General features: G+C 65.5%; 16 protein-coding genes. 9 read left to right on the forward strand and 7 right to left on the reverse strand.

All coding sequences use genetic code 11. The annotated features are described in order from the left end of the window. Positions 1-4: 4 nt before the first annotated feature. Positions 5-322 (reverse strand): thioredoxin family protein, encoded by a 318-nt coding sequence (locus JOD62_RS08515; protein ID WP_204938859.1) that lies wholly within the window; start codon positions 320-322, stop codon positions 5-7. 236 nt (positions 323-558) lie between these two features. Between JOD62_RS08515 and JOD62_RS08520 the strand changes: the two genes are divergently transcribed. Genes JOD62_RS08520 through JOD62_RS08545 form a run of 6 tightly spaced genes read left to right on the forward strand, consistent with a single transcriptional unit; the run spans position 559 to position 6,529 of the window. Beyond that, positions 559-1,608 carry an ABC transporter substrate-binding protein gene (locus tag JOD62_RS08520; protein ID WP_204938860.1) on the forward strand — a complete coding sequence of 350 codons (1,050 nt, stop codon included), beginning with the start codon at positions 559-561 and terminating at the stop codon, positions 1,606-1,608. A 6-nt stretch (positions 1,609-1,614) separates the two neighbouring features. Continuing rightward, positions 1,615-2,382, forward strand: a complete 768-nt coding sequence (locus JOD62_RS08525) for an ABC transporter ATP-binding protein (RefSeq protein WP_204938861.1) — start codon at positions 1,615-1,617, stop codon at positions 2,380-2,382. Continuing rightward, a complete protein-coding gene (locus JOD62_RS08530) occupies positions 2,379-3,221 on the forward strand; it encodes an ABC transporter permease (RefSeq protein WP_204938862.1) in 843 nt (280 codons plus the stop codon). Before JOD62_RS08525 ends, JOD62_RS08530 begins: the two co-directional genes overlap by 4 nt. Positions 3,222-3,228: 7 nt before the next feature. After that, positions 3,229-4,248 (forward strand): Ldh family oxidoreductase, encoded by a 1,020-nt coding sequence (locus JOD62_RS08535; protein WP_204938863.1) that lies wholly within the window; start codon positions 3,229-3,231, stop codon positions 4,246-4,248. Next, positions 4,245-5,585: an acyl-CoA thioester hydrolase/BAAT C-terminal domain-containing protein gene (locus JOD62_RS08540; protein WP_204938864.1), complete on the forward strand. Its 1,341-nt coding sequence runs from the start codon at positions 4,245-4,247 to the stop codon at positions 5,583-5,585. The genes JOD62_RS08535 and JOD62_RS08540 overlap by 4 nt, the downstream gene beginning before the upstream one ends. Before the next feature lie 53 nt (positions 5,586-5,638). Next, the gene (locus tag JOD62_RS08545) at positions 5,639-6,529 is read left to right on the forward strand and encodes a DUF1684 domain-containing protein (RefSeq protein WP_204938865.1); all 891 of its coding nucleotides are present in this window, start codon (positions 5,639-5,641) and stop codon (positions 6,527-6,529) included. A gap of 60 nt (positions 6,530-6,589) precedes the next feature. Here JOD62_RS08545 and JOD62_RS08550 read toward each other — a convergent pair whose 3' ends face one another. After that, positions 6,590-7,510: a LysR family transcriptional regulator gene (locus JOD62_RS08550; protein ID WP_204938866.1), complete on the reverse strand. Its 921-nt coding sequence runs from the start codon at positions 7,508-7,510 to the stop codon at positions 6,590-6,592. Positions 7,511-7,667: 157 nt separating this feature from the next. Here JOD62_RS08550 and JOD62_RS08555 point away from each other — a divergent pair, with 157 nt between their 5' ends. Beyond that, positions 7,668-8,477: a serine hydrolase domain-containing protein gene (locus JOD62_RS08555; protein WP_204938867.1), complete on the forward strand. Its 810-nt coding sequence runs from the start codon at positions 7,668-7,670 to the stop codon at positions 8,475-8,477. A gap of 9 nt (positions 8,478-8,486) precedes the next feature. Here the strand turns inward: JOD62_RS08555 and JOD62_RS08560 are convergent, their stop codons facing one another. From JOD62_RS08560 to JOD62_RS08575, 4 genes are all read right to left on the reverse strand, one after another. Next, a complete protein-coding gene (locus JOD62_RS08560) occupies positions 8,487-8,909 on the reverse strand; it encodes a DUF1801 domain-containing protein (RefSeq protein WP_204938868.1) in 423 nt (140 codons plus the stop codon). Between the two features lie 12 nt (positions 8,910-8,921). Further along, on the reverse strand, positions 8,922-9,299 hold the full coding sequence (locus tag JOD62_RS08565) for a VOC family protein (RefSeq protein ID WP_204938869.1): 378 nt from the start codon (positions 9,297-9,299) through the stop codon (positions 8,922-8,924). A gap of 3 nt (positions 9,300-9,302) precedes the next feature. Beyond that, complete coding sequence (locus tag JOD62_RS08570; protein WP_271171488.1) at positions 9,303-9,833, reverse strand: HhH-GPD-type base excision DNA repair protein; 531 nt, start codon at positions 9,831-9,833, stop codon at positions 9,303-9,305. Between the two features lie 106 nt (positions 9,834-9,939). Then, positions 9,940-10,440: a hypothetical protein gene (locus JOD62_RS08575; RefSeq protein ID WP_204938870.1), complete on the reverse strand. Its 501-nt coding sequence runs from the start codon at positions 10,438-10,440 to the stop codon at positions 9,940-9,942. Between the two features lie 70 nt (positions 10,441-10,510). On the opposite strand from JOD62_RS08575, the gene JOD62_RS08580 reads away from it, so the two are divergent. Together JOD62_RS08580 and JOD62_RS08585 are read left to right on the forward strand one after the other, a co-directional pair. Then, positions 10,511-10,726: a helix-turn-helix domain-containing protein gene (locus JOD62_RS08580; protein WP_204938871.1), complete on the forward strand. Its 216-nt coding sequence runs from the start codon at positions 10,511-10,513 to the stop codon at positions 10,724-10,726. Positions 10,727-10,772: 46 nt separating this feature from the next. Next, positions 10,773-11,309, forward strand: a complete 537-nt coding sequence (locus JOD62_RS08585; RefSeq protein WP_204938872.1) for a hypothetical protein — start codon at positions 10,773-10,775, stop codon at positions 11,307-11,309. Between the two features lie 540 nt (positions 11,310-11,849). Here the strand turns inward: JOD62_RS08585 and JOD62_RS08590 are convergent. Further along, entirely contained in the window at positions 11,850-12,761 is a 912-nt protein-coding gene (locus JOD62_RS08590; protein ID WP_204938873.1) for an AbiTii domain-containing protein, read from the reverse strand. Between the last annotated feature and the right edge of the window lie 75 nt (positions 12,762-12,836).

Here is a 12,836-nt window from a genome sequence, read left to right on the forward strand (position 1 = left end):
GGGATCAGACCTCCAGGGCGCGGACCATCTCGTCCCTCATGACGGCGCCGAGCAGTGTCTGCGTGAGCGCGCCGTCGCGATAGATCTTGACCACCGGCACGGAGGAGATCCCCTCGCTGGTCACGAGGTCGGGATGCTCGTCGATGTTGATCTTCACGAGCAGGATCTTCTCGGGGTGTGCGTCCGCGACGCCGGCCAGCATGGGGGACATCGACCGGCACGGACCGCACCAGGGTGCGCCGAAGTAGAGGATCACGGTTTCCCGGCGAGAGAGGAGCGCCGCGTCGATGACGGGGGACTCAAGCGAGATGACTGCGGTCATGGAGTCTTCCTTCGTTGAAACGGATGCTCCGACAGTGCACCGGAGTGGTCATAATGACAATTGCGAGTTTGTTAAGGCCAAATAACGAACGCTTATAGATGCCGACAGCGTGTCTCTCTGGACCACTCAGATGTCAGCAATTTTTCGTTATATGTCCTAGAAGGAACTCATCGTTGTACTTATGCGAACTCGCCTGACAGGCTGTGACTCACACCTCGTCCTCGAAGGAGAGATCAATGACCGTACGTAGACGTGTCGTCGCCATCGCGGCTCTTGCTGCCGCCACTCTCGCGCTCGGTGCCTGCGCGCCCGCAGGCCCGGCTGCCGCGGGCGCAGGCAGCGGTGACGACGGTGCCACCAAGATCACGTTCATGTACTCCCCGTATGCCGACTACGCCGGGTTCTTCGTGGCCGAAGAGAAGGGCTACTTCGACGAGGCGGGCCTCGACGTCGAGCTGATCCCCAAGGGCGGAAGCTCCGGCGAGACGTTCCAGCACGTCAGCACGGGCAACGTCAACGGCGGCGGCGCATCCTGGGGTGCGGGACTCTTCAACGCCACGGCGGCCGGATCGTCCCTCGCTGTCATCGCCGGCGTCTCCCGCGTCCCGGACTCCGGGCCGAACCCCGCTCCGCTCATGGCCTCCGAGGCCTCGGGCATCGAGGACCTCAAAGACCTCAAGGGCAAGAAGATCGGCACTCCGGGGCAGACCGGCTTCGGAATCTACTCGATCTACAAGGCGCTCGACTCGGTCGGGCTCACCCTCGACGACGTCGAGCTGATGAACCTGAGCCCCGGCGACATCATCCCCGCGATGGCCAACGGTTCGATCGACGCGAGCTGGACCATCGAACCCATCTCCTCGGCGCTGAAGCAGCAGGGGATCGCCCATGAGATCACCGACACGAGCTATCACGCCGGCACCGAGCTCGGCATGATGCTCTTCAACGCGAAGTTCGCCGACGAGAACGAGGAAGCGGTCGTCGCATTCCTCGCCGCCTACCTCAAGGCCGCGCGCGAGCTGAAGGACGGCGGCTGGCAGGACCCGGAGATCAAGAAGATCGTCGCCGAGTACACCGAGCTCTCCGTCGAGGCACTGGAGTCCATCGCCCTGACCGACGTCGACCTCGACGGCAAGATCGACTGGACGAGCGTCGCCGAGCAGGAGGCGTACATGCGCGAACTCGGAGTCCTCGAGTTCTCCGGCGAATCCGGCATCGAGAAGGCCTACCGCGACGACATCCGCACGAAGGCCGTCGAGAAGGCCAACCAGACGGCGAAGGGCTGACCCGTCATGAGCGCGGTTTCGCTGAGCAACCTCTGGATGGCGTATCCGAACAAGGATGCTGCCAACGGGCTCCGCGTTGTGCTCGAAGACGTGTCGCTGGAGATCGCTGAGCACGAGTTCGTCTGCATCCTCGGGCCGTCCGGATGCGGCAAGAGCACGATCCTGCGGATCGTCGCCGGTCTCGAGAAGCAGAGTCTCGGTACCGTCTCGACCGCGAGCCGGCCATCGGTCGTGTTCCAGGAGCACGGCGTCTTCCCCTGGCTGACGGTCGCCGAGAACATCGCGTACCCACTCAAGCTCCGCGGCGTCTCCCGCGCGAAGCGCAAGGAGCGAGTGGACGAGCTGCTCGAGCTCGTGGGTCTCGTCGACTTCGCGAAGTACTACCCCGGGCAGATCTCGGGCGGCATGCGGCAGCGCACCTCTGTGGCGCGCGCGCTCGCCGACGATGGCGACGTCCTGCTGATGGATGAGCCGTTCGGCGCGCTCGACGAGCAGACCAGGGTGCTGCTCCAGCAGGACCTCCTGCGGATCTGGGACCGCACGTCGAAGGCGGTGATGTTTATCACGCACAGTGTCGACGAGGCACTGCTGCTCGCGGACCGGGTCCTGGTCATGTCGACGAACCCCGGAACCATCATCGAGGATGTGCGCGTTCCCTTCGATCGTCCGCGTGACCTGACCACCCTGCGCCGTGATCCGCGCTACTCCGAGATCACCGACCACCTGTGGTCGGTGCTGGGCAAGAACACCGACACGATCGAGGTGGCATCATGACGAACGTCGCAGAGCGGACGGAGGCAGCACCTGCCCTCTCGCCAGAGATCGAGTCCCGGCTGAAGTCAGCGGTGAAGTCGGCACAGGGCTCCACCGTCATCCGCCGCATCGGCCCGTTCATGCCGTTGCTGATCATCGTGGCGTGGGAGCTGTGCAGCCGGCTCGGAGTCATCGACGCGCGGTTCTTCCCCGCGCCGACCGCGATCCTCGACACGTTCTGGCAGATGCTGGTGAACGGCTCTCTCATCGAGGACATCGGGATCACACTGTCGCGCATCGGCATCGGCTTCGTCATGGGAGCCGTGCCGGGGATCGTGCTCGGGCTGCTGCTCGGATCCGTGCGTCCGCTTCGTCAGCTCCTCGAGCCGATCTTCGCCTCGCTGCTCCCGATCCCCAAGATCGCGATCTTCCCGCTGCTGCTGCTGATCTTCGGACTCGGCGAGACGAGCAAGTACCTCATCGTCGCGATCGGCGTGTTCTTCTATCTCTTCTTCAACACGCTCTCGGGTGTGATGCAGACGCCACCGCTGTTCAACGATGTCGCGCGGGCATCCGGAGCGTCCAAGCTCCAGATGCGCCTCACCGTGTCGTTGCCCTACGCGCTTCCCTCGATCTTCACCGGCATCCGTCTGGCGACCGGTGGCGCGTTCGTCATCATCGCGGCGGCTGAGTTCGTCGGCTCGAGCAGCGGTCTGGGGTATCTGATCTGGAGTGCGTGGTCGGCGTTCGCCGTCGCGAAGATGTACGTCGGCATCGTGACGATCTCGGCGCTCGGATACGGAATCACGATGCTCGAAGGCGTGATCGAACGCCGCCTCGTGCCGTGGGTCAAGTACTGAGGCTGAGATGAGTGTGCGGATGGAGCAGGCGGAACTGCTCGCGGTGGTCGAACGCGTCCTGTGGGCGCAGCGCGACCGCGCTGGCGTGGCATGGGACATCGCGGACGTCACGGCAGAGGACGTCACCCGGGCGTCGCGATGGCTGGTCTCCGCGGAGCAGCTGGGACTTGGCGCCTTCGGTGTGAGCATGCTCATCCGCGAGATCGATCGTCTGGGCGCGTGCCCCGCGGGGGAACAGGCCGTCCGCGACGGAGGCAGCACCGCCGACGCGACGGTGACGATCGACGCGGCCCGGATTCCCGGGCCGGTCGCGCTGGCGGTCGCCGTGCGGCGCCTGCTCGCGGCGAGTGTGGATACGGCATCGCGGGCGATCCGCGCGGTGAGCATCGAGAACGTGGGTGCCCTGGGCATCCTCGGTCTCGCGGCGCGGGATGTCGCAGAGCAGGGGCTCCTCGCGCTGCTCTGCGCCCGCGCACCCGCAATGGTCGCACCGTGGGGCGGGAATCACGCCGCGATCGGCACGAACCCGCTGGCACTGGCTGCGCCGCGACGCGACCGCGCTCCGCTTGTCCTCGACTATGCGACCTCGCCGATCTCGATGGCAGCGCTGAAGGCCGCGGCGTCCGCAGGGGAGCAGCTGGATGCGCCCGGAGGCTTCACCGCCGAGGGCGCACGGACGACGGACGCGACGGAGGTCGCGACCATCGCGCCCGACAGCCGCATCGCGTCTCTGACCGGCCTTGCGGTGGAGCTGCTCACGCGCAGTACGACGGCCCAGCGGCCGGAGCCGACCTCGAGCACTCGCAGCGCGCTGCTGATCGCCATCGATCCGCACAGCTTCGGTGCCGCGTCCTTCCCGGACAGCGTCGCGGATCTCGCCGCCGGCTGGGCAGCAGCCGGCGGGCACGTCCCACGACGCTTCGATGAGGGGGCCACGACGACAGCGGTCGAGATCGACGAGACCCTTGTGCGGACGCTCCGCGGCTACGCGGATGAGGGCGCCACCGCGGATCGGAGCGAGCCATGACCGCCGAGCGGACTCTGGATGTGCGGGTGGTGCCCGCAGACGCGGAGCTGTGGCGACGTCGCACGATCACCATCGAGGGTGCGACGCCCGATGCCGTCGTCACCGTGAAGGCGACGACCGTGCGCAACGGCGTCGACTGGACGAGCCGGGTGAGCTTTCTCGCCGATGCCGCCGGCCGGGTCGATCTCGATGCGGACGCGCCGATCTCCGGTCGCTACCGCGTCGCCGACGCCATGGGGCTGCTCTGGTCGCAGACCGCGGTCGACGGGCGCCCCGGCGGACTCGATCCGGAATCCGTCGAGACTCCGCTTGTGACAACGATCGAGGCGTGGAGCGAGGCCGGCACAGGGTCCGGTACGAGCGGAGCGGGTGAAGAGCACGGCAGTGCGCAGCTCATCCAGCGCTTCGTCGGCGACGGCATTCGCCGCGTCGAGGTGCGCGAGGAGGGCCTCGTCGGCACGCTGTTCGTGCCGGAGGGAGAGGGCCCCTTCCCGACGATCATCGTCATGAACGGCTCGGGTGGCGGCCTGAACGAGGTTCGTGCGGCGCAGTACGCGTCGCGCGGCATCCAGGCTCTCGCACTGGGGTACTTCCGGGTGCCCGGGCGGTCCCGATACATCTCGCGCACGCCGCTGGAGTACTTCGAGACGGCCATCGACTACGTCACCAGAGAGTTGGCACCCCTCGGCGGAAAGCCCCTGGTGAGCGGCCAGTCCCGTGGGGGTGAGCTCACTCTGCTGCTGGCAGCGCGGTTCCCGGAGCGCATCGCGGGGATCGTCGCGTTCGTACCGGCGGCCTATGTGTTCGGCGCTCAGGGTGCGGCGGATCCCGAAGAAGGATGGGACGGCCCGACCTGGACGTGGCAGGGGGAGCCGCTGGAGCACCTCTGGCACGACAACAGCGGCGTGACCTGGCAGCCCTGGGACGGCGTGGCCCACGAAGATCCCGATCGGGACGTCTACATCGACGGGCTGCACGACCGGGAGCTCGTCGCTGCGTCCCGGATTCCGATCGAGCGCTTCCGCGGACCCGTCGCCTGCGTCTCCGGCCTCGACGACCGGGCGTGGCCGTCGAGCATGGCCTCCCGCCTTGTGATGCGGACTCTCGAACGATCAGGACACGAGGCCGAGCGGCTTCACCTCGACTTCGAATCCGCCGGACACATCACTCCGCTCCCGTTCATGCCCACAACGAACATCGACGTGCTGCATCCGGTCTCCGGAGCGCGGTACTCGAACGGCGGCACGGTTCTCGGAAACGCGCGAGCAGCCGAACGGTCCTTCGAAGAGGTCTGCGCGTTCATCCACCGAGCCACGCGCGAACCGCAGCGCTCATGACGCGAACGCCGCGCGGCGGCGATTCGACGTGTCGACACTGAGAAAGGAAAATCATGTCCACTCTTGAACATCTCGCAGGGCAATGGCGCGAATGGCGGTATGCACACGTGGCCGACATGTTCCGCCCCTACGGCTGGACCTCGCTGGTCGCTCAGTACTGGCTGCACGACGGCGATATGGATCGCGAGTTCGAGCTGCTCCCCGGCAGCTGGTCGGTGCGTGAGGGCAAGGTGATCTTCACTCCTCCGGCCAGCGGTCCGTCGCTCTCTGTCGACGGCGCCTACCCGGAGGGCCCGGTCGAGATCGTGCCCGGACGCAACATGACCTACGGTCATGGGGACAGCCGGCCGGTCTACTACGGCGACTGCGAGGTCGAGACGCTGGTGCGCTCGACCGATGACGGTGAGGCGATCTACGCGGTTCGCGTCCGCGACCCGAAGCAGGCATCCGACCTCACTGCAGCGGGCATCACCGAGTACCCGTACGACCCGGCCTGGCGGATCCCCGCGCGGTTCACGCCCACAGCCCGCGTCGACGTCGAGGCCGTCACGGTGGAATCCGGCGTTCGCGAGGTGACGCCGCACATCGGCACGCTCGCGTTCACCCATGGTGGGCGGGACTACAGCATCGTCGTTCTCGGCAAGGACACGGATGCCGGAACCGTGCAGCCGGTCGCGCACGTGCGCGACCGGACGAGTGGCCCGATCACCTACGGCGCGGGACGCACGATCGAGCTGCAGTTCGCGGACGAGTCGGGCGAACGCATCGACTACATCGACTTCAACTATGCGTCCGCGCTGCCGTGCGCGTTCACGAACTTCGTGACGTGCCCGTTCCCCCCGCCGCAGAACAACCTCGACTTCGAGGTCACGGCGGGAGAGAAGAAGCCCGTGATCGAGGTTGCGCGCTCGCTGACCTACCAGGGCGCCGGCGCGGGGTTCTGACGGCGGTCAGAGAGTCGCCCATGTGAGGCGGGGGAGACGCTGGTTTGGCTCTCCTCCGCCTCAGATGCTGAAGGTGGGATGCTCGACATCGAGCGAGGCGTTGTAGCGTCCGACCGCGTTCTGCAGTTCGAACATGAGGGCTCGCGTCGACGGCTGACGTCGGGCAATCGGGCTGATCATCGCTGCGATGCGACGATCGAGCGTCGGCGTGCAGGGGCGCACGACAACACCAGGATGCTGCATCGGAAGCAGGTTGAGTCGGGTGATGAGCGCGACGCCGAGACCGGCCGCCACGAGACCCTGAGCGGCGTTGTGGCTGTCGACGGTGAACCTGATCTGAGGTTCGAAACCCACGGAGCGGCAGAGATCCGGAAGCGGAGAGCGGTAGGCCGCGGAGATCCACGCCCGGTCCCGGAGATCGCGCAATGCGACGACCGGCTTCTGAGCCAGCGGGTCGGTGCGCGGCAGGACGACCATGACGGGATCGAACAGCAGCGGGATCTCTTCGATCTCCGCATCCGCGTTGTCGACGTAGTCATACAGCACAGCGATGTCGAGATCGCCGGTCTCCAGAGCGCTGAGTGCGGCATCCGGTCGGGATTCGACCATCGAGACCTCGATGTTGGGGTGCGTCGCGGACATCGACGCCAGCGCCTGCGGGGCGAGGGTCGCGGCGAAGCTCGGAAACACCGCAAGGCGCACCCGGCCCGCGCTGAGGCCGTTCAGCTCGGCGATCTCCTCTTCCGCTGCCGCAAGACTCGCGATGGCCGTTGCGCCGCGCTGGGCGAGGATGGTTCCTGCCGGGGTGAGGACGAACTGTCCCCCGAGGCGGACGACGAGCTGTGCGCCATAGCGTTGCTCCAGTTTGGCCATCTGCTGACTGACCGCGGGCTGAGAGAAGCCCAGCGCGCGGGCGGCGCCGGAGAAGCTCCCCGTTCGAGCGACTTCGCGGAGCATCGCGATCGCGACGAGGTCCTTCATGTACCGCAGTATAGGTCGGGCTTATGGTTTGCCAAAGGCGTATGTCGTTTGATGAATGCCGAGCGTCATCATGAGGTCGGCGCCTCATTGCTGCGGGGCAGGAGAATCTGCGCGACGAGAGAGGCTGATAAGGCCGTGGGACGATGGTTGAGTGGACATGACGACCTTCGCTGCGACCGCCGACTTCCCGCACACCGCTCTCGTCGGGGTGACGAACAGCGCCGAGACGCTCGCGCTGCAGGGCGATCCGCAGCAGGTGCTCGCGCTCGCGTCGGTGACGAAGCCCTTGACCGCGTGGGGTGTGTTCGTCGCGATCGAGCAGGGGCTTGTCGATCTCGACGACGCCGCGGGGCCGGAGGGATCGACCTTGCAGAACCTCCTCGATCACACGAGCGGGCTTCCCTTCGAGGGTGACGAGCCGCAGCATGCCCCGGGGGCGCGCCGCACGTATTCGAATGCAGGTTTCGACGCACTGGCGACGCACGTCGCGGGCGCCGTCGGGATGGACTTCGCGCAGTGGATGACGCAGCAGGTCGTCGGCCCGCTGGGCATGACGAGCACCGATGTCACGGGCCGTCCGTCGGCGGGTGCGCAGTCATCGATCGCTGACCTTCTCGCCTTCGGGCGGGAGGTTCTTCATCCGACGCTGATCACCCCCGAGCTGCGCGACTACGCTCTGACCGTCTCACACGAGGGGCTCCGCGGGCTCGTGCCCGGGTATGGCACCTTCGCCGACAACCAGTGGGGTCTCGGCTTCGAGCTGAAGGGCGCGAAGACTCCGCACTGGACCGGAGACACCCTGCCTGCCGAGACGGCCGGCCACTTCGGCGCGCAGGGCAGCTTCCTTTTCGTCGATCGCTCGCACGATGTCGCGGCGGCATTCCTCTCGGGCGTGCCGTTCGGCGAGGACCACAAGCGCATCTGGCCGGGGCTGACCGATGAGATCCTCGCCCGCTACGGGCGCTGAGGTCTTCGGTCAGCCGGTGACCGTCAGGCGCGCCTGCTCGGATCCGCCCGCTTCGCTCCACGCGAGTGAGCGCTCCAGGATGCCCCGCAGCACGTCGAGGTCGACCTGTTCCAGGTCTTTGATGTAGAGGCATCCGAGGCCTGTGGTGTGCGGCCCGAGGTCGGCGAGCTCAGCGGCGTACTCGTCGGTCGATTCGAGGTAGATCGTCGTGGCCGTCTTGCGCGGCGCGAAGGCCAGCAGGGGCATATCGCCCTCGGTGCCCGTCGGGTAGACGTAGTGGCAGGAGCCGAAGCCGATGATCGTTCCCCAGGTGACCGGCTCACGCCCGGAGATCTCCTGCATGAGTGCGGTCAGCGTCTCGGCGTCTCGACGGCGCGTCGCGGGGGAGGAGCGGGCGATGAGGCCCGCCACATCGGTGCCGGTGGGTTGCATGAGGTCCCCTGTCTAGTCGTGCGCGTTCGCACGTTCGGTGAAACGGAGGAAGTAGCCGTCAGGATCGAGAAGGCGGAAGTCGATGAGTCCCCAGACCCGGCGCTGCAGGTCGTCGAGGAGCGGGATGCCCGCGGCCACGATGCGCTCGCGTTCGGCGACGATGTCATCCACCTCCAGCACGATCTCGACGCCGAAGGGCGGGAGACGATCACCGACGGTTCCGGGCGACCCGAGCAGGCCGATCCGCACGCCGTCGCGGCGCACGGCCACGTACGGCGTTCCCGTTGCGCGATCGTCTTTCTCCACGGTGAAGCCGAGCCCACCCGTGTAGAAGGCGACGGCGCGTTCCAGTTCCGCCGGGAACAGCTCGATGCGCAGAGAGACGGCCATGACCTATTTCGCAGCCTTCGCCGCAGCCTTCATCGCCTTCTTGTGTGCGCGCACCTGCGCGAGTGACTCGGGTGAGACGATGTCGGCGACGCTGCGCAGGGATCCGTCTTCGCCGTAGGGGGCGGATGCTTCGCGCCAGCCCTCGCCCGTGAATCCGTACTGCTTGCCCAGCAGGGCGAGGAAGATCTTCGCCTTCTGCTCGCCGAAGCCGGGGAGCTTCTTCAGTCGCTTCAGGACCTCGGCGCCCGTCGGGTCACCCTGCGTCCAGAGCGCTGCGGCGTCTCCGCCCCAGTCGTTGACGAGTGTCTGACAGAGCGTCTGCACGCGGGTGGCCATGGACCCTGGGAACCGGTGCACGGCGGGCGTCTCTTTGAAGGCCGCCAGGAACGTCTCCGGATCCATGTGCGCGATGGCGGAGGCATCCGCTGCCCCCGTGCGCTGCTCGATCTTGAGCGGCCCCGCGAACGCCGTCTCCATCGGAACCTGCTGGTCCAAGCGAGTGCGTTGACCACCTACTGCGAGTTCTGCCTTCACGGCCCAACTCTATCGGCCACGGGAGCGCCAGCCGAGGTGGTCCACGCTCCCGTCAGGGCAGTGGAGCCGTTGTGCCCTGACCCAATCCACATCGTGTGGAAGATCGCTACCGCGCGCAGACATCTTCTCCTTGCGCGTAAGTGATCGGGTGGTCGGCGGCGCTGTAGCCCGGTGTCGCGATGCTGACTCGGTCGTCCGTCTTGACGAATCCGGGGGGCGACTGTGTGTTCGCGCAGAGGAACAGCATCGCATCGTTGGCGATCTGCTGAGCTTGATCCCTCGCCGTCTCGGTAGGAACGTAGATCACCACCGTTCTCGCGCTCACCTGAAGGTCGTCAAAGACAACTCCTGCCTCAGCCAGAAAGCGCTCAAGCTCCGGACGAGATGCATACTTTGGAGCGTCTGGCGACGCGGAAGGTTCGGGCTTCGGTGTAATGATCGGGGTATTGATCGGTGTGGACTCCCCGGCGGGGCTCGCAGTGCTGCTTGGATCGATGAGCGCACCGATCCCGCCAATCACCAGCACGACAGCGATCAACCATACCCACCATTTCATATACCACGGTTTCTCTGGTGCAGGTGCTTGGGCCTGAGACTGCTCTGACATGAGTGACGCTCCTCGACTATGTGACTCATAGTCCGTGGACTCATTGTCACCTTAGCGCGAGCGTTGAGGGATGCCCGTTCCAGCTCACCGAGCCGCCTTCGGTGCGCGCGTGCGCGAACTCCGAACTGAGCGCGGCTGGTCTCAGGAAGGCTTCGCCCACCGGGCGGAACTAGACCGAACCTACGTCTCGGGCATCGAGCGCGGCACCCGCAACCCGACGCTCGACATCATTTATCGGCTCGCTCAGGCGCTCGGTGTGCCCGCCGCTGATCTGCTCACGAGGTAGGAGTCGGATGCTCAGCAACGCCTGACCCAGCGTGTAGCCTCAGCGTATGTACATCGGGGACTGGCACTGGCTCGACTTTGCCAACATTCCCGGCATGCTCGACTGGATCGGGTTCGTGCTCGGCGGGCTGGGTATCGTGGTTGCGCTTGTCCAGCTCTACAAGAGTCGAGGGGCACTCCAGGCGGCAAAGAACGCTCTGGATGAAGCGCGCAATGGTCTGGTTCGTGATCAGATCATCGTCTTGCTGCCTTCGTTTAGCGAGATCGCTTCTTCGCTGACTGGGGCGATGCACGCGGATTCACGCGAGGCAGCCGTGGATGTTCTGCAGCGCTTTTCCGAAAGAGCCAGCGAGGCGGAACAGCTGCTGACGAATCGGGGAACCCTGCATGAGGAAGCGGTGCGCGAACTCTCGGATGCGAGAGCTGCCGCAGCCAAGGCTATCGACCGCCTCTACCGGAAGCCCGATATGACCACCGCTGAGAGAGTAGGTACTGCTGCCACGAAGATTCGGGCGGTAGCGGTTACCTTGAACGCGATACACGTATTGGTTCGGAACGAGATTGGAAGCCCAAGAAATGCTTGAAGATCAGGACTGGGTGCGCCTCATAGCTGGTCTCGTGAGTGCTACTAGAGATGGCCGACTGGAGTGGCAGGGCGATGACTCTAGTGCGCGATCAGTGTATGCCTCCATGGCATCTGGCATCGCCAGCGCACTAGGCACTGCGCGCACGCGCCTGAGAGCCACCACAGCCCGATCTGCCTACGAGGTATCTGCATCTCCAGGCGGCCTTGCACCGCACGCGTTGAGTGTCTGGGAGGTCGACGGATCGACACACAAGAAGATCGGGACAGTCGAATCGTCGGTCCGAAGTCTGGAAATGCGAGAAGGTATCAACGAGGCGCTTCGAGCGCTGTGGTCAGTAGCAGCGGCGACCATCGAACCGGGAAACGTAGTCGTTGACCGGCTCCTAGGCGAACTCGAGGAGTAAGCCCTCTCGTCTCAACCGTGCGGCAGCCGGTCAGGTGGTGCACGAAGCTGCGCCGTTGGCCTGAACGGCCCCCTTCAGGCATCTGTCTACTCCTTTGGTGCGCCGGAGTCGGCCGCTCATTTCGGTGCTGGTGTCTAGATCTGTCCCAGGAACTGTTGAACTAGGAGATCCAACTGGCCGCCAGCCACTTCTGCGGCGACGGTGCCGGTCAACGACAACGCTCCCGCGCCTACACGTTTTGCGACTGCCTTGAGTTTGCCTTGACGCTCGGGGACGGGAGCCTCAGCCGCTTCACGCAGCTCGGCGATGCCATCTTCCGCGAGACCAAGCTCGCGAGCGGCTGACAGCAGACTCTCCACATCATTTACAACGACCTTCGATCGCAACTCGGCGTTGTCACCGAAAGCGAGGTTGGTGCCGTGGCCCCACACATTCGTGACGAAGTTGGTAACCGTGGTTGCGATCGGTGCGTCCGCGACGGTCGGTCCGTTAAGGGTGCCCGCGTTCTCATCCGTGGTGTGGAGGTTCAGAGCAAGATCCAAAGCGGTGTTGCGGATGGTGTCGATCACGCCGCGGATCGAGGCACGTGACACGATACGGCGGGCATTCAGCAGCTGCATGTTCTCCATCCAGACGCCCTTACCCTCGCGGTTCCATTTGTTGTACTGGACGACCTGCCAGGGGTCCCAAGATTGGGAAGGATCCTCAGGAAGCCTTGTCAGCTCTTCGAGCTCAGAAATCGGCTGGAAGAAGCTGACGTGAAAGAGAACCTCTGCGGCGTCTTCGGGCAGCCCTTGCGAGCTCAGGAGCTGCGTCGACGAGTTGCCACCCCAGCCGGTCCACGTACCCATGACGGGCGTGATGGAGTTGTGCCTGTATCTGGGCAGCGACTCGACTGTCTTGTATCCGTTGAGTTCGCCCCTCACCCAGTCCGCGACATCGGCAGCCTTCAGGTAGTGCGCAACCACAGTCACCTTCCGCAGGAGGTTGCTCGTGCTGACGTTGTCATCCGTTGCCCCGACGATGATCTCTTCAAGCAGGTTCACACGCTCATCCTGTCAGAGGGCTTGGTCTCGTCGTCCTGGGATCACTGGGACTCTCGCGGGCCGTTTCAAGCAAGC

Source organism: Microbacterium keratanolyticum, from assembly GCF_016907255.1.
Taxonomy (GTDB): domain Bacteria; phylum Actinomycetota; class Actinomycetes; order Actinomycetales; family Microbacteriaceae; genus Microbacterium; species Microbacterium keratanolyticum.

Coding starts and splice junctions, on each gene's coding strand:
- JOD62_RS08580 (WP_204938871.1), top strand. CDS start 10,511: ATGCCCGTTCCAGCTCACCGAGCCGCCTTCGGTGCGCGCGTGCGCGAA.
- JOD62_RS08585 (WP_204938872.1), top strand. CDS start 10,773: ATGTACATCGGGGACTGGCACTGGCTCGACTTTGCCAACATTCCCGGC.
- JOD62_RS08530 (WP_204938862.1), top strand. CDS start 2,379: ATGACGAACGTCGCAGAGCGGACGGAGGCAGCACCTGCCCTCTCGCCA.
- JOD62_RS08540 (WP_204938864.1), top strand. CDS start 4,245: ATGACCGCCGAGCGGACTCTGGATGTGCGGGTGGTGCCCGCAGACGCG.
- JOD62_RS08560 (WP_204938868.1), bottom strand. CDS start 8,909: ATGCAACCCACCGGCACCGATGTGGCGGGCCTCATCGCCCGCTCCTCC.
- JOD62_RS08565 (WP_204938869.1), bottom strand. CDS start 9,299: ATGGCCGTCTCTCTGCGCATCGAGCTGTTCCCGGCGGAACTGGAACGC.
- JOD62_RS08520 (WP_204938860.1), top strand. CDS start 559: ATGACCGTACGTAGACGTGTCGTCGCCATCGCGGCTCTTGCTGCCGCC.
- JOD62_RS08555 (WP_204938867.1), top strand. CDS start 7,668: ATGACGACCTTCGCTGCGACCGCCGACTTCCCGCACACCGCTCTCGTC.
- JOD62_RS08525 (WP_204938861.1), top strand. CDS start 1,615: ATGAGCGCGGTTTCGCTGAGCAACCTCTGGATGGCGTATCCGAACAAG.
- JOD62_RS08575 (WP_204938870.1), bottom strand. CDS start 10,440: ATGTCAGAGCAGTCTCAGGCCCAAGCACCTGCACCAGAGAAACCGTGG.
- JOD62_RS08515 (WP_204938859.1), bottom strand. CDS start 322: ATGACCGCAGTCATCTCGCTTGAGTCCCCCGTCATCGACGCGGCGCTC.
- JOD62_RS08535 (WP_204938863.1), top strand. CDS start 3,229: ATGAGTGTGCGGATGGAGCAGGCGGAACTGCTCGCGGTGGTCGAACGC.
- JOD62_RS08545 (WP_204938865.1), top strand. CDS start 5,639: ATGTCCACTCTTGAACATCTCGCAGGGCAATGGCGCGAATGGCGGTAT.
- JOD62_RS08550 (WP_204938866.1), bottom strand. CDS start 7,510: ATGAAGGACCTCGTCGCGATCGCGATGCTCCGCGAAGTCGCTCGAACG.